This window comes from Ligilactobacillus hayakitensis DSM 18933 = JCM 14209 (genome assembly GCF_000615845.1).
GTDB lineage: Bacteria > Bacillota > Bacilli > Lactobacillales > Lactobacillaceae > Ligilactobacillus > Ligilactobacillus hayakitensis.
This window is the reverse complement of the sequence record NZ_BAML01000002.1, coordinates 54998-76268: the sequence shown is the minus strand read 5'-3', so window position 1 is coordinate 76268 and position 21271 is coordinate 54998. Positions and strand designations below refer to the sequence as shown.

22 protein-coding genes, 1 pseudogene and 1 riboswitch are annotated in these 21271 nt (G+C 34.2%); of the genes and pseudogenes, 5 read left to right on the top strand and 18 right to left on the bottom strand.

The genetic code is table 11. The features are described from left to right. Positions 1-90 precede the first annotated feature (90 nt). The 16 genes and pseudogenes from JCM14209_RS00960 to JCM14209_RS08720 all read right to left on the bottom strand — a co-directional run bounded on the left by JCM14209_RS00960 (position 91) and on the right by JCM14209_RS08720 (position 14668). Complete coding sequence (locus JCM14209_RS00960) at positions 91-840, bottom strand: 3-oxoacyl-ACP reductase (RefSeq protein ID WP_025021777.1); 750 nt, start codon at positions 838-840, stop codon at positions 91-93. Further along, positions 840-1067, bottom strand: coding sequence for a DUF2829 domain-containing protein (locus JCM14209_RS00955; protein ID WP_025021776.1), 228 nt, complete (start codon positions 1065-1067; stop codon positions 840-842). Before JCM14209_RS00955 ends, JCM14209_RS00960 begins: the two co-directional genes overlap by 1 nt. Before the next feature lie 11 nt (positions 1068-1078). Continuing rightward, positions 1079-1576, bottom strand: coding sequence for a QueT transporter family protein (locus JCM14209_RS00950; RefSeq protein ID WP_025021775.1), 498 nt, complete (start codon positions 1574-1576; stop codon positions 1079-1081). Between the two features lie 9 nt (positions 1577-1585). Next, positions 1586-1629: riboswitch (PreQ1 riboswitch) on the bottom strand. Between the two features lie 406 nt (positions 1630-2035). Beyond that, entirely contained in the window at positions 2036-2893 is an 858-nt protein-coding gene (locus tag JCM14209_RS00940; protein ID WP_025021774.1) for a DegV family protein, read from the bottom strand. Between the two features lie 57 nt (positions 2894-2950). Beyond that, positions 2951-3304 carry a fluoride efflux transporter CrcB gene (gene crcB, locus JCM14209_RS00935; protein ID WP_025021773.1) on the bottom strand — a complete coding sequence of 118 codons (354 nt, stop codon included), beginning with the start codon at positions 3302-3304 and terminating at the stop codon, positions 2951-2953. 1 nt (position 3305) lies between these two features. After that, positions 3306-3674, bottom strand: coding sequence for a fluoride efflux transporter FluC (locus JCM14209_RS00930; RefSeq protein ID WP_025021772.1), 369 nt, complete (start codon positions 3672-3674; stop codon positions 3306-3308). Between the two features lie 4 nt (positions 3675-3678). Beyond that, positions 3679-3993, bottom strand: a complete 315-nt coding sequence (gene trxA, locus JCM14209_RS00925) for a thioredoxin (RefSeq protein ID WP_025021771.1) — start codon at positions 3991-3993, stop codon at positions 3679-3681. 67 nt (positions 3994-4060) lie between these two features. Further along, a complete protein-coding gene (locus JCM14209_RS00920; RefSeq protein ID WP_025021770.1) occupies positions 4061-4885 on the bottom strand; it encodes a Cof-type HAD-IIB family hydrolase in 825 nt (274 codons plus the stop codon). A gap of 117 nt (positions 4886-5002) precedes the next feature. Further along, a complete protein-coding gene (locus JCM14209_RS00915; RefSeq protein ID WP_025021769.1) occupies positions 5003-5731 on the bottom strand; it encodes a TerC family protein in 729 nt (242 codons plus the stop codon). A 94-nt stretch (positions 5732-5825) separates the two neighbouring features. After that, on the bottom strand, positions 5826-6239 hold the full coding sequence (locus JCM14209_RS00910) for a helix-turn-helix domain-containing protein (protein WP_025021768.1): 414 nt from the start codon (positions 6237-6239) through the stop codon (positions 5826-5828). Positions 6240-6660: 421 nt separating this feature from the next. After that, positions 6661-7254, bottom strand: coding sequence for a histidine phosphatase family protein (locus JCM14209_RS00905; protein WP_025021767.1), 594 nt, complete (start codon positions 7252-7254; stop codon positions 6661-6663). A gap of 131 nt (positions 7255-7385) precedes the next feature. After that, positions 7386-8870, bottom strand: coding sequence for an IMP dehydrogenase (guaB, locus tag JCM14209_RS00900; protein WP_025021766.1), 1485 nt, complete (start codon positions 8868-8870; stop codon positions 7386-7388). A 131-nt stretch (positions 8871-9001) separates the two neighbouring features. Further along, positions 9002-11839 carry a DEAD/DEAH box helicase gene (locus JCM14209_RS00895; RefSeq protein WP_155830643.1) on the bottom strand — a complete coding sequence of 946 codons (2838 nt, stop codon included), beginning with the start codon at positions 11837-11839 and terminating at the stop codon, positions 9002-9004. Next, positions 11805-12623: a tyrosine-protein phosphatase gene (locus JCM14209_RS00890; protein ID WP_025021764.1), complete on the bottom strand. Its 819-nt coding sequence runs from the start codon at positions 12621-12623 to the stop codon at positions 11805-11807. The genes JCM14209_RS00895 and JCM14209_RS00890 overlap by 35 nt, the downstream gene beginning before the upstream one ends. Before the next feature lie 49 nt (positions 12624-12672). Continuing rightward, on the bottom strand, positions 12673-13161 hold the full coding sequence (locus JCM14209_RS00885) for a hypothetical protein (protein ID WP_025021763.1): 489 nt from the start codon (positions 13159-13161) through the stop codon (positions 12673-12675). 90 nt (positions 13162-13251) lie between these two features. Next, positions 13252-14668 (bottom strand): annotated as a pseudogene (locus tag JCM14209_RS08720) (C69 family dipeptidase). A 251-nt stretch (positions 14669-14919) separates the two neighbouring features. Between JCM14209_RS08720 and JCM14209_RS00875 the strand changes: the two are divergent. The 5 genes from JCM14209_RS00875 (at position 14920) to JCM14209_RS00855 (ending at position 18689) form a co-directional block, all read left to right on the top strand. Then, positions 14920-16770, top strand: a complete 1851-nt coding sequence (locus tag JCM14209_RS00875) for a heavy metal translocating P-type ATPase (protein WP_025021762.1) — start codon at positions 14920-14922, stop codon at positions 16768-16770. 79 nt (positions 16771-16849) lie between these two features. Next, entirely contained in the window at positions 16850-17077 is a 228-nt protein-coding gene (locus JCM14209_RS00870; protein ID WP_025021761.1) for a heavy-metal-associated domain-containing protein, read from the top strand. A gap of 14 nt (positions 17078-17091) precedes the next feature. Continuing rightward, entirely contained in the window at positions 17092-17370 is a 279-nt protein-coding gene (locus tag JCM14209_RS00865; protein ID WP_025021760.1) for a hypothetical protein, read from the top strand. Between the two features lie 27 nt (positions 17371-17397). Continuing rightward, positions 17398-18051: a Crp/Fnr family transcriptional regulator gene (locus tag JCM14209_RS00860; protein ID WP_025021759.1), complete on the top strand. Its 654-nt coding sequence runs from the start codon at positions 17398-17400 to the stop codon at positions 18049-18051. 8 nt (positions 18052-18059) lie between these two features. Further along, entirely contained in the window at positions 18060-18689 is a 630-nt protein-coding gene (locus tag JCM14209_RS00855; RefSeq protein ID WP_025021758.1) for a hypothetical protein, read from the top strand. A gap of 225 nt (positions 18690-18914) precedes the next feature. On the opposite strand, the gene JCM14209_RS00850 is transcribed toward JCM14209_RS00855, so the two are convergent. Next, positions 18915-19661, bottom strand: a complete 747-nt coding sequence (locus JCM14209_RS00850) for a L,D-transpeptidase (RefSeq protein ID WP_025021757.1) — start codon at positions 19659-19661, stop codon at positions 18915-18917. A 64-nt stretch (positions 19662-19725) separates the two neighbouring features. Then, on the bottom strand, positions 19726-21270 hold the full coding sequence (locus JCM14209_RS00845; RefSeq protein ID WP_025021756.1) for an ABC-F family ATP-binding cassette domain-containing protein: 1545 nt from the start codon (positions 21268-21270) through the stop codon (positions 19726-19728). Position 21271 lies beyond the last annotated feature (1 nt).

The window sequence follows — 21271 nt, the reverse complement described above, 5'->3', positions numbered from 1 at the left end:
AACTTACCGCAGTTTAACTTATCGCTTAATTTACTGTCAAACATATTGCTCAACAAAAAAAGACTAAGAAAAAATCCTAGTCTTTAGTGCTTATTTTTCTGTCCATCCACCATCAATGGTTAAAACAGTTCCGTGAACATAATCTGCTCGGGGGCTTGCAAGATAAAGGGTCATTTGTGCGACTTCGCTTGGATTTGCCCAACGCTTAGCAGGCGTTAACTCTGCGACTTCTTTAGCCATCGCACCCCCATTTTCAAAATCTTTTGCATTCATCGGAGTATTAATTGCTCCTGGTGCGATACAATTAGCACGAATTCCTTTAGCAGCGTAATCATAATCTAATTGCTTCGTATATCCGATAATTCCATGCTTGGCTGCAGTATAAGCAGCACCGCCACCACCAGCGACCATCCCTGCAATCGAAGCCATATTAACAATCACGCCATGTTTTTGCGCTAACATTTGGGGTAAAATTTGATTGGTTAATAAAAACATACTTTTCAAATTTGTATTAAAAATATTATCCCAATCATCTTCGCTTGTTTCTAACGTTGGGGCATAGTCATCAAGAATACCAGCAGTATTTAATAAAATATCAACTTTAACTTGTTTTAAAATCATTTTTGCCCAATTCTTTATTTCATTTTTTCTTCGTACATCAACTTGCTGATAATTAAAGTTGGCGTATTCTTGCAATTTAGGAACCGCATTTTTCAAATCAGCTCCAAAAACTCGGGCTCCATTTTCTAAAAATGCTTTAGCTTGCTCAAAGCCAATTCCCGATGCAACCCCCGTGATGACAACAACTTTCCCCTCATATTCTGGATATAAATTCGTCATTAGTCTACAATTTCCCAATCATCTGCCAAAACATCACAAGAAGTTGGCATAAATTGTGATAAAGCAGGTTCTTCTTTTGTTCTAATCATTAAGTATGGATTAATTTTTTCACCATCTAATGTATCATTATTCACAACAAAAATATATTCTTCAGATCCGCCCCAACCTTCTGTACGGACTGCTTTTTTACCTGCTTTTAATTGTGGTAAGACTTCTTCAAAGGTCATTGTTAATCCTCCTATTTTGTTAAATCAATTCTTTTACTTACAAGGTATACAATAATTGCTCCGATAACCATAGATACTAATTCACCCGCACCTACACTTAAGTACGAAGCCCAAAATGGTAATTTAGAAATTAACATTAATTCTAAAGCCACTGTCCAAGACATCAAAGTACATACAGCAACACATACTCCAAGCTTAACCGATGTCTTCTTAATATAACGACTTAACCAATATGAAATTGAAGTCATTAATAATGTTCCAAGAGTTCCAAAAATTACATCTGGCATACCGAGGGGTGAATTTAAATTAGCAATTGCGCATCCAATTGTTACCGCCCAAATATAACGTTTGTTAAAGACTGATAAATTATTAAATAATTCAGACAAACGGAATTGAACTGGACCATACGCAAACGGTGCGACTGTTAAAGTAATTACAACATATAAAGCTGCAACAAGACCAACTTTAACTAACCCGACTAATTTGTTATCTCCAATTGTATTTTTCATTTAAAATACCTCTTTCTAGTTTTTTTAACTGGGATTTTTCGAACCAGTATCATTTAGTATAACAAAGTTTTCTATATAACAAAAGATGACCACAGACTTTTAATTGCTGTGATCATCTTTTAGTGTGGGTTAATTTTATTTTTCGCATTTTATTTTCCTTATGCATTTAATTGTGCTTCAGCTTCTTCAACTGAACTGGCTTTAACGATTTCATTAACGACTTTTCCATCTTTAATTGTTTCAACTAAGTACCATTTCATAATCCATCCCTCCTTTATTTAAATTTAGCTCATCTAATAAGATAGATATCAGTATTTTTTGATACCGTTTCCATCTGTGATAGAATACGCTTTTTACCATGTGTGATTACTATACTCTGTTTGCTTCATCAAATCAAGTTTTTCGCTCAATCTTTAACAAAAATAAAAAAACTAGAGCAAAACTCTAGTTTTTTAGTCTTTATTCGAAAATTTCATTTACAGCCACAGCAATTCCTTTACTTCCAAGAAAAATTGCCAATGATAATGGAATTTCAACCACTTTAATCGTCGCATCAGTAAAATCTGCGTTTAAATGCATCTCATATTCTTGATACTTTTTGTTGTTTAAAATCCCCATTAAAGTTATCTGTGTTTTCTTGCCAAACTTTTCATACATTGGCATAATCGCTGCTTTTAGTTCATCATAACTAGACTTTTCACGATAATGCGTTTTATACATCGATAACTTTCCTTGATTGGTAAATCTCATCAAAGTTTTAGGTTTCAAGAAACGATTTGAAACTGAATTATGGCCATTTGACATGTATCCCGTTTTCGTTAATTGGTTAACGCCATAACTCAATAAAAACGTTGCACTATTATCCCGTAAGGCTTTTAAATGATCAATAATCGCAGCGACATCAGCCCCTTCAGCTGCTTTTTTAGCGGCTAATTTTACTAAATACCCTTGATTGGCCCCACTAGCATATGAATCAAAAACGTGAATCTTTAAATCACTCGTTTTCGCATAATTTTCAAGCACTTTTGGAAAACTACTAATCCCATTTGCAAGCGTAATAAATATATAATCGGTATATTCTTGGGTTTTCAAATCAGAAAAAAAACTATCTAATTCATTATCAGAAACTGACTCAATTACTGGTGTACTTGTATTTTCTAGTAACATCTCTCTTTTCATTTCTTGAGTCATTCCTTGTTTTTCAAGATAACGACCGCCTTCAAAACCAATATTGAATTCAAGGATATGAATATTAAATTTTTCAACATCATTCTCATCAATTACAGCTGATGAATCCGTTAAAATTGCAATTTTCATAAAACTGTCTTCACGGCCTTTCTTTGTGTCATAATTCTTATTTTAACATAAATTTATCTATCTGCCGAAATTTCCTAAAACCATTCCTAAATAAGCAGCAATTAAGCCACAAAGATAAGTCATAAGTACGTAACTTGCTAAATGAACGCACCTTTTTTCATCGAATAAACTCACTGATTCCACCTGAAAAGTTGAAAAAGTAGTAAAGCCTCCTAAAAATCCCGTTGCCAATAATAAATCAGCTTCGCTTGGAATATTTTTAGCCTTGAGATACCCTAAGAAAAAAGCGCCCATGATATTGATAACCAAAGTAGCTACGGGAAAATTGCCCCGGATTTTCCGCTTAATTAAACTAGTCATTAAATAGCGCATTATTGCCCCTAAACCTGCGCCGACGCCAACTTGTACCATCTTAATCCTTCCTTTTAACCATTAATTTAGCCAACAGCATTCCAAAATATGCACAAAGAAATCCTCCAAGTGCGCTTAAGACTAAATATATCAATGCACTTTTGGGATCCGGTTGATGATAAAAATCCATTGTAAAAGTCGAAAATGTTGTAAAGGAGCCAATAAATCCGGTTCCTAAGCCAACATTTAGCCATTCAGGGAAAATTGCAGCTTGAATAATGCTATAAGTTAAAAAGGCCAATCCAAAACTTCCAAGTAGATTAACTAGGAGCGTGCCTTGATAATTTAATAGCGTCGCAAAGAAATATCGTGTCATTCCTCCTAAAGCGCCAAAAATCCCGACACTTAAGTATAATCCATATTTTTTCACGACATTACCCTTCAATCTTAGAATCTAGATATGCTTCCATTTCTTTAGCGGGATGATAACCAGTTACTTTTTCTTTCGGTACACCATCTTTAAATAAAATCATGGCGGGAATATTCATAATATTATATTCTTCTGCTAATGCTTGATATTTTTCAACGTCAACTTTAGCAAATTTAATTTGACCTTCATATTTTTGTGCTAATTTTTCCATTACTGGTTCCATTACCTTACATGGAGTACACCAATCCGCCCAAAAATCAACAAACGTAAGCCCTTGGCTTGTCTTTTCTTTAATATTTTTTGGGGTTAAATTTTGCATAAAAAAAGCTCCTTTGTAATTACATATTCCTTATATTATAACTACAAAAAAGCTTAAATAGCAAAATTTAACTTTCAATAAAGCGTTGCACTACTTCTTGTAATGCATCATGATTATTATCGTTTTGGCAAATATAATCCGCAATCTTTAATACTTGAGCATGCGCATTTTTAACCGCAACCCCCACACCGGCTGCTTTAATCATGGACAAATCATTACCATTGTCGCCAACCGCAATTGTTTCTTCTGGTTTAATTCCTAATTTTTCTGCCAAATACAACATCGCATTGCCTTTGGTGGCACTAGCACTATTGTATTCCAAATATCTACCAGATGAATGCGTAACCGTCATTTTTTCGGGGATATTTTCTTTAACGACTTGTTCAAATGCTTTTCTTTCATCTTCACTCAAAATATTGATGATAACTTTTGTAATTGGAGTATCTTGAAGAAAATCAATATTATCATTTTCTAAATCAACCCACTTAACTCCTCGTGGTTCAAGATAATTCCGATCAACATCAGTCATATGGTAAACATATAAGGTATCAACCGTGTAAATATGAATTGAATTTTGCGGATAATTAACTCTCATAAGATTAAATAAGCGTTTAGCAACATCAAATTCCAAGCCATCTACATGAATTACTTTATTCTTTTCATTTTCAATGATAGCTGCACCATTATAACTAATAACATATTGCCCGGCTTTTCCTTTTAAATCCAACGTTTCCAAATCATCTTGCAAAGAAGCATATCCACGCCCGGAATTTAAGACTACTTTAACTCCAGCTCTTGAAGCTGCTTTTAAACCTTCAGCATTCCCCGTTGTAATTTGGGCTTGATCATTTAATAAGGTTTCATCCATATCAATAGAAATTAATTTGTACATAAAATCATTCCCTTCTGTAAACAACTTCAATTTTAATGTATCCGTTTTCAAAAAACAAGTTCCAATCTTAAAACCTTCTTATAATAAAAAAAGTTCAGATTGCTCTGAACTTTTTGGTTAGTTTTTAATTTTGTGATATACAAATGTACCGGCAATTGAACCAAGAACAATTAATCCAAAAATTGCGTTTGGAATTTCAATATCAATCATTGGAATTGTTAAGAATAACTTAATAGCAATCAATCCGATTAAGCCATAAGCAGTTGTTTCTAATTCAGGCACAATTTCCATTAATTTCATAATAACTTCAGCAATTCCACGCATCGCAAGAATTCCTACCATTCCCCCGATTAACACAATTACTGGATTAGGTGAAACGGCTAATGAAGCTAACACTGAGTCAATTGAAAAGACGATATCCATCATTTCAATTGAAACAACGACTGACCAAAATAGTGGTAAAATTGGCTTGCGTTCTTTTTTCTTCTTGTTTGCTTTTTGCTTTGGATTTTTCATACGATAGAAGTGATTAATTGCAAGGTAAGCTAAGTAAAGAGCTCCTAATACCTTGATTTCCCAAATATGAATTAAATAAGCTCCAATTCCTACAAAAATAAAGCGGAAAAGATATGCTCCCCACAAACCATAAAATAAAGATTTTTCTTGTTGCTTTTTATCTGGTAATTTTTGTGTTTGGGCAGCAAGAACAATCGCATTATCTACGGATAATATACACTCGATTAATACAAGTGATAAAATAATCATCCAATCTTCCCCTGATGTAACAACTGTCTTCCAGTTATTTAAATCAAAAAAGGGACCATACAATTGTTGTAATATGTCCATTTAAACATCGACATCCTTTCAAAATTCTCTATAAAGTACATTATATCAATTTTTCTAAAAATTTGATAAATTTAAGTCAACTTTTACATAACATTTACAATGGTAAAACGATATCTTCATCTATTCCTACATTGGTTGTTTCTTGTTTAGCTAATTTTCTTCCGCGCATATAAGCTTTTATCATCCCATAAACTTCTTGTCTTTCACTTACTGTTAGTTCTTCACCATTAAATAACAACGGCTTATTACTAATGAAAAGATCGTTTAAGTCTTCTGTTTGGTTAGCCTCTCCAATTAAAAAATTAGGAGTTACATTAAAGTATAAGCATAATTTTTTAATTTCAAGATATGACGGAATATTAACCCCACGCTCCCAACTTCCGATTTGAGGTCCGGTGTTAGGCTTAGTAAGGTTTTTCATTGCTTCTAATTCATTCAATTCTTTGGCTAAACCAGCTAACGAAAGCCCGCGTCCAAGCCGTAAAGCTCTCAATTTTTCTGGAAACATTTTATCCCTTCTTTCAGTATCTAAACTATATGTTACTTATTATTATAAGCTATTATTTCCTAAAAAATAAAATATATATCAATTTTTACAAAAAAAATCCGTTAGGAAGAACTAAATCTTGCCTAACGGAAAATCAATATATAAAACATAGCCGGTCAAGGTCTAAAACATACAATGTCAGGATATGCAGTATGCCGTTAACTTACTATGATTTTATATACCAATGGAAACAAAATGTGGTAAACAAAAGAAAAGTATATGCGAAAAAACATTACTTCTTCCTGACAGTTATTAAGTATACCACCTACTTCACATTGTGTAAACGATTAGTAAAAAAATTACTGTATTTACCATCAAAAAAACACTATAAAGTGATAATATAACTATCTTAACATACAATTCAAACCACAATATGTGTAATTTATAAATAATACCGTGCTGGATCAGTCACATTTATCAATTCAAAGGTTGCAGTTTTGGTATCATATTCAATTTCATTAACGGCACAATTAGGAACTCCACGTTGTGAGCGAATTAACGCCATCGTATCTGGTGCAATTTCATTTAAGAAACTTGCGATTGCAGCTCCGTGAGATACCACTAAAACATTTTGATTATCTTCGCTTTGCATAATTTCCAACAAAGCATTTTTAATTCTATTTTGAACATCACGTAAATCTTCTCCGCCATATACTACAAAGGCATCGGGTTGATTGATAAACCAATTCTTTGGTTGTAAGTATTCATCGCCACCTTCAAAATTTCCAAAACTCATTTCTCGCAAATCTTTGCGACGTTCATATGGCATTTGGCGAATTAATTCTAAGGTATCATTGGTTCTTTCTGAAGTTGATGCATATGCAGCATCAAAAGATTTATTTTTTAAAAATGCTCCAGCTGCCTTAGCTTGACGTCTACCTAATTCCGTTAATGGTGAATCGCACCATCCTTGCGTTTTATGCAAGCGATTAAATAATGTTTGTCCATGTCTAACTAAATATAATTTCTTTTTCATAAATTCCCCTCATTTCTATGAAAGCGTATACATATATTATAACATGGATTTAACTACAAAAAATAATCCGAAGATAAATTTTGTTAACCAATCATTATCTTCGGATTATTTAATTTATTTCATAAAATTTCTTATTTTGAATAGTTAGGTGCTTCTTTAGTAATTTGAACATCATGAGGGTGAGATTCTACTAAGCCGGCACCTGTGATTTTAACAAATTGAGCATCTTCTGTAAGGGTATGTAAATCTTTGGCTCCACAATATCCCATACCTGCACGAAGACCACCATCAATTTGATAAATAATATCAGCAACAGCACCTTTATATGCAACTTGTCCTTCGATTCCTTCAGGAACTAACTTATTAGCTTCGTTAACGCCACTTTGGAAGTAACGATCTGATGAACCATGAGTTGAGTCCATTGCGCCTAAGCTACCCATACCACGGTATGTCTTAAAGCGACGACCTTGGTAAATTACTGTTTCACCTGGTGCTTCATCAGTTCCGGCTAACATTGAACCTAACATAACGGCATTTCCACCAGCTGCAATCGCTTTGACAACATCTCCTGAATACTTAATTCCACCATCAGCGATAATCTTCTTGCCATATTCACGGGCAACGCTTGCAGCATCGTAAATTGCAGTAATTTGCGGCACCCCAACCCCAGCAACTACCCGCGTTGTACAGATTGAACCAGGTCCGATTCCGACTTTTACTACATCAACGCCAGCTTCATATAAAGCACGTGTTCCTTCAGCGGTTGCAACATTTCCTGCAATTAAAGTTGCATCTGGGAAATGATCTCTGATTTCTTTAATCTTACGTAAAACCCCGGCTGAATGCCCATGAGCTGTATCGATAACTAAAGCATCAACTCCGGCATCTAATAAGGCTTGGGCACGTTCAAAGGTATCACTTGTTACCCCAACTGCTGCTGCTACTAATAAACGTCCATGCTTATCTTTGGCAGCATCTGGAAATTCGACTACTTTTTCAATATCTTTAATCGTAATCAAACCTGTAAGCTTCCCTGCTTCATCAACCATTGGAAGTTTTTCAATCTTATGTTCTTGTAAGATTGCCTCAGCTTTTTTGAGTGAAGTTCCGACAGGAGCAGTTATTAGATTTTCTTTTGTCATTACAGTATCAATAGCAACTCCATGATCAGTTACAAAACGCAAATCACGATTAGTAATAATTCCAACTAATTTGCGATTTTCGTTATTATCTACAATTGGAACCCCACTAATTCGATATTTATGCATTAGTGCTTCCGCTTCATTGACACTATTTTCTGGTGTAAGGAAGAACGGATCAATAATAACCCCTGATTCTGAACGTTTAACTTTACGAACTTCATCGGCTTGACGTTCAATTGTCATATTTTTATGAATAACACCCAATCCACCTTGACGCGCCATTGCAATGGCCATTGCTGATTCTGTAACAGTATCCATACCGGCACTAATGATTGGGATATTTAATTTAAGATTATCAGCGAGCTGCACCCCAAGATTAACCTCATTTGGTAAGACGTGACTTTCCGCTGGAATTAATAATACATCATCAAATGTATAACCTTTTTTAGTAAATTTAGTATCCCAATTAGACATGAAATAAGACTCCTTTGCTTCTGTAAATTAATTATATTGTTAATCAGAATACAAAAAAATCTTTAAAATTGCAAGTTATTCTTCGTAATTTTTTTATTTTTAATCTATTTATAATTTTATTATTTGTTTTTTTAATCTAAAAACAATACTTGTCGCATTTCTGCAGATAATGGAGTAGTTAGTTTCAAGTCCATTCCGACCGTTTTTTTATTAGCTAAAATTTCTTCGGCTACACTTGTTCCATCAATTTTTGCTTGACCAAGGTAATAGAATTCTTTTCCGTATGCATCACTTCGCTTAACAAAAACATGGATCTTCATTTTTTGCTTTCCCTCATCAACTCCAGCTAAGAGCCGTTTTACTTCATCAGATTCTAAACTTCGCGGGCTTCTAGTGTACCAACGAAGCGAAGTGCCATTGTGCAAATCATTTTGATAAAGCGCATTGCGCTTTTTATCATCATCTTTTTGATAAGTAATAAAAATCGGACATTCATCTTTATCAACACGATACCCATACATTGGTGCACTGACGTCTTTAGGCCAATTCAATAAGCGACAAACATCTTTTCTGCTATAGCGCTGATATAAAGTAAATTGGGTCTGATTATCATAATTTCGATTTAATCTTTTCCCCACTTGAAGAACATCTTTAAATAATTTGGCAAAATCCTCATTCTCTTTTAAAGCTGCTTTAATCCGTGAATTTAAGCGATATTCCAATAGATTATCTTCAACAAGAGCTACTTGGCCATATTGTATTGCTTTTGTCGTTTTGCCCGCTTTAACATCAAAAAAGCTCAAGTCTAAAATCCCCTGACTTGATTGAATAACCGCATCATTAACAACAGCATTATGGATTTCTAATTGTTTCATCCACTCTTCTTTTGAAACAATTTCTTTTTGACAAAGCATCTCTAATAAGAGTAATTCATGAATCCGCATCCCATTTGCTAATTCTTTGGTAAGAAAGTGCAAAATAGCTTGTTCATAGTCACTTAATTTAATCTCAACTCCCATTTTCTGTAGGAAATCACCATAATGTTTTAGATTATTATTCTTTATAAAAACTTCTGAATTAGTCGAATTATATTTTAGAAAATCTAGCAATAAAGGGGGACGTCCGATTTTTTGAGATAGTTCCTTATAACTCCGCTTAAGTTCTAGCATCGAATCTAATTTGGTCTGTTCAAGCGAAGTTAAGATTTTCTTTGTCGCAATCTCAGTAAAATTAATAGTTGAAACATCAATTTCTTTAGCTAATAATAATTGATTTTTCACTTGATCTTTATCGCGACTGTTATCGCCAGATAAGGCAATCGGAATGAGATAATTATTCTGGTAATTGCCAATAAAATCAATCACGGTTAAAAATTCTTTACCTTTAAATTTACGTAATCCTCGCCCTAATTGTTGGGTAAAGATAATGCTAGATTGAGTATTGCGTAAAAGAATAACTTGATTCACGCATGGAATATCAATCCCTTCGTTAAATAAATCCACGGTAATAATATAATTCAGTTCGCCTTTTTCAAAAGCAGCTACCGTTTTTTGGCGATAACTTTGGGAATCTTCATTTGTCAAAGCTTGAGCTAAATAGCCTTGCTGATTAAATTCTTGAGCTAACTTTTTAGCTTCATCTTGACGGCTACAAAAAACCAAGCCGGATGCGTGACTTCCGGAATAGCCATAATAATCTAATTGCTTCAAAATGTACTCAACTCGTGTTTTAGATGTTAAATACCTTAAATTCGTTGTTTCATCAATCACGATTCCGTCTTCTTCATAATCCTGGACGCCAATATAATGAAACGGACTCAACATTTGATTTTCTAAGGCTTCTTTTAAGCGAATTTCATACGCTAAATTATAGTCAAAAATCTGATAAACATCTTGTTCATCCGTTCTTTCAGGAGTCGCAGTTAAACCAAGGTAAAACTTTGGCGTTAAATACCCCATCACTTTTTGATAGCTCTTAGCGGCACTCCGGTGGGCCTCATCAATAATAATATAGTCAAAGGCATCAGCTTGATATTTTTGCAACACGTCATCTTGACTTAAAGTTTGAATGGTGGCAAAAGTATATTTCGCTTCAAAATTCTTTTGGGTCCCACTTAATAATTGATAATCACTACGGTTACCACCTAAAACACGATAAAAACTTTCTAAGGCTGCTTTAGCAATTTGTTGTCTATGAACAACAAATAAAAAGCGTTGCGGCGCATAATTTTTTACCGCAAAAGCTCCTAGATAAGTTTTCCCAGTTCCTGTTGCGGATACAATTAAAGCTTTTTTAGCGTTGTTTTTCACTAAATAATCTAATTCTTTGAGGGCGGCTTTTTGCATTTGATTAGGTTTAATTTCAGTTTGCTTATAATTACTTTTGGCTTTTGGGGCTTGCCATGTTTTAGCGTATGCTTCAATCCATTCCTGATTCAAAGGTTCGCTTTTAGCTATTAATTCATCAAAGATTAATTTCGTCTCATTTACTAATGCCCCCGCATTCAGAGACGATACTCGCAAAAGGAGTTCTTGATTTTTAAGTAAAGCGTTGCGGGTTAAATTTGCACTTCCTACAAATAAAGTTTGATAATCTTCATGATCAAACCAAAAGCCTTTCGCATGAAAACCATCTTCTTGAGTTAAATAAACCTCCAGATTAGGAATTTTCATTAATTCGCGATACACTTGTGGTGAGTTAAATCCAAGGTAAGTTCCTGTAATCAAAGTTCCTTTAATGTTTTTCTTCTCTAAATCCGCCAAAACAACTTTAATCGGCGTTAACATATCCACCGTAATAAACGCCACTGCCCAGAAAAAATTCGTACATTCTCGTAATTCATTACGCAAATTATTCCAAACATTATCTTTTCTTTGATTCGTAATTAATTTTGGACTAAGAGCTTGGTTTGCTTCATAAGTTTGATTAACTAAACTATTTAATACGGCGTTTTGCAACGTCATTTCCATCTTCATACCTCACATATATTTTTCTTAAACTTCTAAGCTTACTTGGAGTTAAATGATAATATTCTTCTAAAAACTGTTCCATTGATCCACTTATTAATTCACAAGCTTGCTTTAAGAACCGTAAATCTTCTCCTAAAACTGCGACTTTTTGGTTCAACTCTTTGGAAACTTTATCTTTAGATTCACTTATCAACATGTGATTAATTGCTGTTGCCGAATAATCACTAAAATATAAATTGGTTAATAAATAATCTTCCAAAATTGCTTCAAAATCAACTTCTAACGCACTCAAAATCAAAAAGGCGGCAATTCCAGTGCGATCTTTTCCAGCTGTGCAGTGAAATACCACCGCTTCATTTTCATTTGTATTTTGTAATAATACATTAAACATTCGTTGATACGCAGCTCTTGAATGCGGGTCTAATAGCATTTGGAGATAGACTTGTTGATTATAAGCAAGCGTGGTTGCCTTTAATTTTAAGTTATTCACAATCCCTAAATTAGCTAACAACTCTTTTGAAAAAGGATAAACGGATGTGGATAAATATTTCATTTTAGGGGATAACTTATCCGGTGAATATGTACTTTCTTCAGTGGTTCTTAAATCGACAACATATCGCAATCCATATTGTTCTAAGCTATCCACATCCTTTGTGCTTAATTGTGCTAAACTTCCGCTTCTTAAAAGTTTATGCCATTTAACTTTACCATTTGTTTTTGTTGGATATCCGCCTAATTCACGAAAATTAATTCCACCGTCTAAAAGAAGCATTCTATTTTTCATTTTTCCACCTTCTAAAAAAGAGGTTAGGATATTCCCCAACCTCTTAATTTTATTCATCAGATTCTTCTTGCTCATCATCAGGAGCATTTTGAATCGTTGCTATTTTTTCAGCTACACTGGTAATAATTTGCATTGTAAACTGGGCAGGATTGCTGAGAAAATCTGTAACATTTCCCAATGTATCAATTCGTAATCCTGAAGCATTTAACTTTGAATGAGCTACAACTAAATTAACCACTACTGGTACTTCTTGCGTTAATTCACTGTAGAAGTTATCCACCTTACTAATATTGCTAAAAGGCAAATTAATAATTCCAGATTCTAACGTGATAAAGATTGGTTCTTTTAATCCGTCTAAGACAAGTTGCACCTGTGCAAGCGTTTCTTGTCTTAAGATATCAGCAAAAGTGCTCACAACCGGATCAATGATTTCTGCGATTCCTAATTGATCAACATCATTCATTGTCCCCGTAATAATTTTAGTTGTATATTCTTCGCTTTCAATAGCATTAATAAATGATTCTACTGCGATTTGCAATGCAATCACATCCTTCAAAAATTCTTACCTAATTAAATCTACTATAAAGTGATAAAATTTCCAATCATTTTCCTTAATTTTTCTCTTTTTTTAAAGATTAGCATCCATATTGAAAGTTAATTTAGATAATTTTAGACCTTCAACAAAGTAATGATCAATCATCTTCATTGCCTTATCACGCATGACTTTAACCATTTCATCATTAGCATTTGTTAATGCTTCTGTTAGTTTTTTACCATCTAAAGCTGCCACTTGGTTATCAACCGCTTCAATCATTGTTCGTTGTAATTGACGACATTCTTTTAAATAATCAATATCATCTTGAATAAATTGGACATGGTGTGATTCCACTAACATAGATAAGGCCCGATACATCCAATAATCACTGTTCATATCGAATTCTAGCGGAGTATTCGCCCAACTTGCAGGAATATCATCAGCATTGGCATAAAACGGAACGTATGGTGTAAATGAAGGGACACCAAAACACATCCACATTAAAGCATTATGCTTTTTAGAAACCGTATTTCTTAATTGAAGTACGTGTGAATTTTGCGTGCGGTTCAACGAAATTGGACGGAAAAGTTTCTTTTCTTCCTCTGTTCCATTACCCAAAGGATCATATTTAGTTTCATTATAGTGTGAACTTAAAACATATTGTAAATCTTCCACACTTAAAAGCCGATTAGCACGGCAAATAAATGGCAATTCACTTGAAGTTGGTTCTTGCTTAACTTCTGGTGTAAAGTATCGTTGACCAAACCACACTCTTGGCGTATTGTAGTGACGGTCTTTTTTCGTATCCGTTCCAAAAATTTTACGGAAATTAAAGCTGTTCTTATCTGGGTTAAGATGATGTTTGGCAACAAATTCTTGGAGTCCATTTGACCACATAAAATTATTAGGATCATCAAAATTGATTTCTTGTTGGGCCACTTGGTTAGCCGCAATGACATACGCATCATCAGGGATACGCGTTGCCGCATAATGGTGTCCGGTAACAATTTCCATATACCAAGCTTCATCTTTATCCGCAAATAAAACGCCATTTCCTTCTGGAGAACCGTATTTTTCAATCAATTCACCTAAATAACGTACCCCGTCGCGCTGAATCAATATAAGGCGCCACAATATTTTGAATTGAATCTTCGGCAATTCCATTTTCAACCCATGGATCATACGCTAAAGCTCTTTCATTACCATAAACTGATTCTGTTGCAGACATCGCAACGTTTTTTTCATTAATTGACGTTTCCCCAAACACCCCATTATGTTCAACATCAACATTAGGAGTAAAGCTTGTTTTATAACCATTTTTAGGTAAAGTCATTTTAAATCCATTCAGATTTGATTCCCAAATTCGTTCTTCATTTTGATATGCTGCTTGCATAATAAATTTTTGGGGCGTGATTGGCAAAAAGGTATCGTCATTTCTCGCAATCATCACTGAGCCATCAAGGCTGGCATTTTTTCCTACTAAAATAGATGTACATGCTTGTTCCATCATCTTTATCGTCTTCTTTCAAATATGTATAAATTAATCTTCTTCATTGTACACCTTGATTTTAAATTAAAAAAGCGGTTGGAAAAATTTCGTTTTCCAACCGCTTTTTTACTAGTCTTTATTAGCTTTTTCTTTTTTATTCAATTTCGTCCACTAAAACTTTACGTGGTCCTAGTATTTTTAAAACTTGATATAAATCAATTATTATATTTCTATGCTCGGTTATACTGAATATAATAAAGGAGGTCGAAATTATGCAAAAATTGTTATCACGTTATCGAAATTGGTTAACAGCAATAACTGGTGTTCTTATTATACTTGCTTTTTCATCCAAATGGTTCTTTAGTAGTGAGCAGAGCTCAACTTATCTACTGTTTGTAGCTTCATTAGTTGGTGGTTTACCAATTTTTGTTCAAGCCTATCAAGCTCTTAGAGTTAAGGTAATTAGCATCGATCTCTTAGTAACTCTTGCTATTTTAGGGGCATTTGTTATTAAAGAGTTTGAAGAATCAGCTATTGTAGCTTTTCTCTTCTTATTTGGCGCATACTTAGAACAAAGAACATTAGCCAAGACACGTTCTGCGATTAAGAATCTCGTGGAGATGGTACCAGAGACTACTTTTCGTAAACTACACAATGGTGACTTTGAAGAGGTGTCAGTTGAAGAAGTTAATGAAGAAGATATTCTTTTAGTAAAAACTGGTGGAAAGATCCCAGTTGACGGTGAAGTGATATTTGGCTCTGGTACTGCAAATGAAGCAAGTATTACGGGCGAATCTATCCCAGTCTCTAAAGATTTAAGCGATAAAGTTTTTGCTGGTACCATTCTTGAAAATGGCACTATACAAATACGTACTGAGAAGATTGGGGAAGATACAACTTTTGGGAAAATTATTGAATTAGTAGAAGAAGCACAGGACAGCAAGTCAAAAGCTGAGAGGTTTATTGACCAATTTTCAAAATACTATACTCCTTCAGTTTTAGTGTTAGCGATTATTGTTTGGCTTATTAGCCGCAATATTGAGTTAGCCGTTACTATTTTGGTTCTTGGATGTCCCGGTGCACTGGTTATTGGCGTACCAGTTTCAAATGTGTCAGGGATTGGAAACGGCGCACGACATGGCATTTTATTTAAAGGTAGTGATGTCATTACAAACTTTAGTAAAGTTGATACAATGTTATTTGATAAAACAGGAACATTAACTTATGGTAACCCTCAGGTTGCACAGACAATCTATTATAGCAGTGATAGGAGCCTTGCTGAGAGCTTACTGGCTAGTGTTGAGAGAGAATCAGATCATCCGCTCGCGAAAGCAATTCTGAACTATTACTCAGATTCTGTAGTAAGGGTAATTGACTCAACAGAGGTCATTCAAGGTGGTGGCATTGTTGCTCGTATTCAAAATCACCAAGTTCTCGTTGGGAACTCTTACTTGATGAATCAATATAATATTCCATTCACTAACCAGATGAAGAGCGACATAGCAGGAATGGAAGCAAAAGGAAATTCAATTGTCCTAACTGCTATTGATGGCCAAATAGCTCTTGTTGTAGGAATTCGCGACCAAATTAGACAAGGAGTCAAAGAGGATTTAGAGACGCTTAAAAATATGGGAGTAAAAAATCTCATTTTATTATCTGGAGATAATCAAGGCACAGTTGATTTAGTTGCTAATCAGTTAGGCTTAACCGAGGCTTATGGTCATCTACTACCAGAAGACAAGGCAGAATTTGTGAGAAAACGTCAGGCAAGTGGAGAAATAGTAGCATTTGTCGGAGATGGTATTAATGATAGCCCATCATTGGCCTTAGCAGATATTGGAATTGCCATGGGAAACGGTACAGATGTTGCCATTGAAACTTCAAATGTTGTTTTGATGAATTCGGATTTTCACAGAATCCCTCATGCGATTGGGTTGGCTAAAGCTACACGACGTAATATGATTGAAAATATCTTCATTGCATTGTTAGTTGTAGTAGTTCTTCTTATCAGTATCCTCTCAAGTTCGTGGATGAATATGGCAATTGGTATGTTTGTTCATGAAGGTAGCATTCTCGTAGTTATTTTGAATGCTATGAGGCTTTTAAAGTATAAAAGAAAATAGAGATTCTTGATAGAAATCAATTTTTTATTCTAAATATCGCACTATACTAAAGACATAATAAGGAAAGGAAGTAAAAATGATGAAAAAAGCTATACTACAGCTTGAAACACTGGCTTGTCCAACATGTATGCAAAAAATTGAGGGAGCCATTAAAAGTGTAACAGGTGTCGATAAGGAAAGTGTCAAAGTTCTATTCAATGCCAGTAAGGCAAAAGTAAATTTTGACGCTAGTGTGACAAACGTTAATGAAATTGTGAAGGCAGTGCAAGCAATTGGCTATGATGTCCTAAAAGTATCAGAAAAATAATAGGAGGTAGTACAATGTTAAAACAATTTTTTGAAGCAAATGATGAGATGCTTGATCTATATACAAATGCTATTACAAAAGCTCATGGGAAAAATCATCCAGAAGTCTTTGATGTTCGCAAAGTTTATGAAACAATTCAACATAAAATTAAGGATAATAATTTGGACCTATCAAATGAATTTTCAGAACTAAGAGCTCTTACAAAAGATTATACAATTCCAGATGATGCTTGTGAGACACTTACTAAAACTTATCAGCTATTAAAACAATTTGATGAATTATCTCAAGAATAGGTTTTATTAATTAGAAGGAGGCTATACATGGTTCAACATATTTGTGTAACACTTGTACCATTATTTAATCATCTGTCAGAAGATGAACAGATTAAAATTAATAGATTGGCACAACATAAACAATTTAAAAAAAATGAAATTGTTTTTAGACCAGGAGATGAAAATCTGGACATCGTGGCTTTCGGAAGTATGAAAGTATTCCAACTGTCTACAAATGGTGATGAACAGCTTTTACGGGTTGTTGAACCAGGTGGCTATGAGGGTGAGAATCAGTTGTTCGGTATTAAAAATGAATCTCTTTTTGGTAAAACTCTTGAAACAACTGAAATTTGTAGATTAAGTAAACAAGATTTTGATCAAATAATGCTTAGAAATCCACAAATAGCTCTTAAATTATTTGAATTAAGTGCGCAAAAGATGATTCAAGTAGAAAAGCAGGCCCATATTTTATCTATGGAGCGTGTTGAGCAACGTTTAGCGAACTACCTCTTGGATCTGTCAAAAGTAGCGAACGATTATCGGTTCAGTTTACCTATGAAGATGATTGATATCGCGCGATATATAGGAACTACCCCTGAAACTCTTTCTAGAAAATTTAGATTTCTTGAGGATAATAAATTGATAAAACGTTCAGGTAGAAGAATAATTATTATTGACGAAGATGGCTTAATTGATTTATGAGGTGAAAAATGTCGTTTGATAAATTAAAGGAATATCTACCCTATCAAGGAGAAAAATATATTAAGCCGGAAAAGGCCGGTAATTATCGCCAGTATATGATGGATTTAAGGGACCTCGCTCGACAGGCCCGGGATGAATTCAGTTTAATCAGTAAATCTTTTGAAGACAGGGTAAAACCATTTAAAGCAGAGCGTGTTAGTCAATGGATGAATCAATCTCAGATATGTCGTCCCCATTTTTGGTGTTACTTCCGGTTACCTTCCGATGATTTGGATAATTCGGCATTGGCTATTCGTCTTTATGGGGAATCTGATAATTTTGGAATTTCCGTTGAGGTTAGTTTTGTAGAAAGAAGGATGTCTGAAAACAGTTTAGAGAAACAAAATAAAGTTTTGAAGCTTCTTCCTTTTGGAGACATGTATTATTTTGTACAAAAAAATGGTATAAGTTTCAAAATGGATGCAACAGAAGAAAATCGAAAGAGTTTACTAAAACAGGTCAAATCAGGTGAAGTTCGTAAGGTCTTGGTTAAACAGGATATTCCAATTGAGCCTGACCAATCATTAGAACGGTTAATTGATGGTCTATTAAAAAGTTTTGATGAATTACTGCCATTTTATGAGGAAACAAAAAAATAAACTAAAGGATAGGTAGCAGTAACACCTATCCTTTAGTTTTTTTAAATTATAGAACGTCAAATTTATTCCAAAAAGAACGAAATAGTATAATTTTTTTCCTACTAAAATAGATGTACATGCTTGTTCCATCATCTTTATCGTCTTCTTTCAAATATGTATATTGGACACCTTGCTTTAAAATTAAAAAAGAGGCTGAAAAAAATTTATTTTTCAACCTCTTTTTTACTAGTCTTTATCCGCTTTTTCTTTTTTATCTTTAAAGTTATCCGGAATTACATCCTTACCTTTAATCGTTACTTTAGTTCCTGCAGGTAGATTCTCATAAATCCACTTAGCATCTGGCTCAGTTAATAAAATTGAACCATATGCGCGAACATTATGCTTTCGTGTTATGTTAGTTTTCCCTAATCTTTCAGCTAACTTTTGATCTACCTTCCCGTTTTTATCCATTGGCACGCTTTGGAAGTGATATGGACCCTTGTAAGAAGTCCAATACTTACCCCCAATTTTACGTGATTCATCATAAAATTCTTGCCCACGGGCTTGATCTAACTTATACTTTCCAACAGGCGTAACATGTTGAATTGGTAAGTGTTTTTCGTAATTCTTCCCGACAGAAGCATACATCGTATATAAAATATATGGTCCACTCATCACATATACACGTTGTTTTTTAGTTGAAACAACTAAGCGTACCTTGTCTTTTTTCTTTACATTTTTATATGCATCCATGTCAGGATATGGGATGGTCATTGATGGCTTATTCCATTCAACTTTTTTAGCCATCCCACGAGTTTGTTGCTTCTTGATTTTCTTTTGCTTCGTTGAAATACTTGAACTCATGCTCATCTTTTTACTAACAACGACGGCATTCTTACTTTCAAGTTGATGCATGTGCACTCCACTATAAATCGCGATAATTACTAATACACCAGCAACAATCCAATAAATTAGATTACTATTTTTCTTCATCTAGGCTATCCTTTCAACAACTATTCTTCCATTTATTTTAACATATCTTTTTTAATTAATTGGCTTATTTTTGAATTCGCACTGATTCCACATCAAAGATTTTATCCACCCAACCTTGGTAAAAATCTGGTTCGTGTGTTACTAATAAGACGTTACCTGGGAAAGTTTGTAATGCCTTTTTTAAAGCATTTTTAGTTTCATCATCTAAGTGATTAGTAGGCTCATCCATAATTAAAAAGTTACTAGGCTTTAATTCAAGCAAACATAACTTCACTTTGGTTTGTTCGCCCCCACTTAAAAGATGCATTGGTTTAACCGCATTTTCCGCGTTGATGCCCGCTCTGGCAAGACGTTGTCGAATAGTTTTAGGTTCAAGCTTAGGGTATTCATCTTGGATGGTTTGTAGCGGTGTTTTTTCCTTATCATCCCAATCTAAATCTTGGTTAAAATAATTTACGATGGCATTATCAACAAATTTCGCACTCCCACCAAAATTAGGAATTATCCCTAAAACCGATTTAATTAAGGTTGACTTTCCTACCCCATTAAATCCTTTTAAAACAACCTTTTGCCCGTGTGACATTGAAAAGGTTACCGGCTCTAACAGTGGAGTTTTATACCCAACAGATAAATCTTTAACTGTTAGCGTTGAAGCTGATAGTAATTCAATATATGGGAACTTAAAGTGCGATTGTAAAGCATCACTTGGTGGATCTAATCTTTCCATTTTATCCAAGCGTTTTTGACGTGATTTAGCCATATTTGAACGTGAACCGGCCTTATTCTTGCGAATATAAGCTTCATCTTTTTCGATTTGGCGGCGTTGTTTTTCATAAGCCTTTTGTTGCATTTCTTTTTTAGCTTCTTTTTGTTTTAAAGCTTGGCGGAAACTACCAGTATATTTCGTAATTTTACCAAAGGCAACATCGACAATCGTATTTGTGATGTTTTCTAAGAAATTAAAGTCATGCGAGATAACCATAAAGCATCCCCGAAAACTATTTAAATATTCAGTTAACCATTCAATATGTTCGACATCCAAATAGTTTGTCGGTTCATCTAATAATAAGACATCTGGATCTTCTAAAAGTAATTTAGCCAAAATAATCTTAGACCGTTGTCCCCCGGAGCATTCACTAACTTGACGATCTTTACCTAATGCATCAATCCCTAAACCAACCATCACTTGATTGATTTTAGTATCAATATCATAAAAATCATGCGCTTCGAGATTTTCTTGAATCTTACCTGCCTTTTCTAAAAGTTCATCATCAAAATTCAAGGCATAATCTTCATAATATTTAGCTTGCAGGGTTGCTTGATCAAATAACTCTTGAAAGGCACTTTTCAAAAATTGTTCAATCGTTAAATCATGGGCAGATTCAGCATATTGGTCGAGATAGCCAATTTTTGTTCCGTTTTGCCATTTAATCTTTCCTTCATCAGGTAATTCTTGGCCTGTAATAATCTTAATTAAAGTTGATTTACCAGCCCCATTTTGACCAATAATTCCCATATGATCTTCTTTATTTAAGCGAAAACTTGCATCACTATAAAGTTGCTTATCCGCAAATGACATCGTTAAATTTTCAACTTCTAATATACTCATG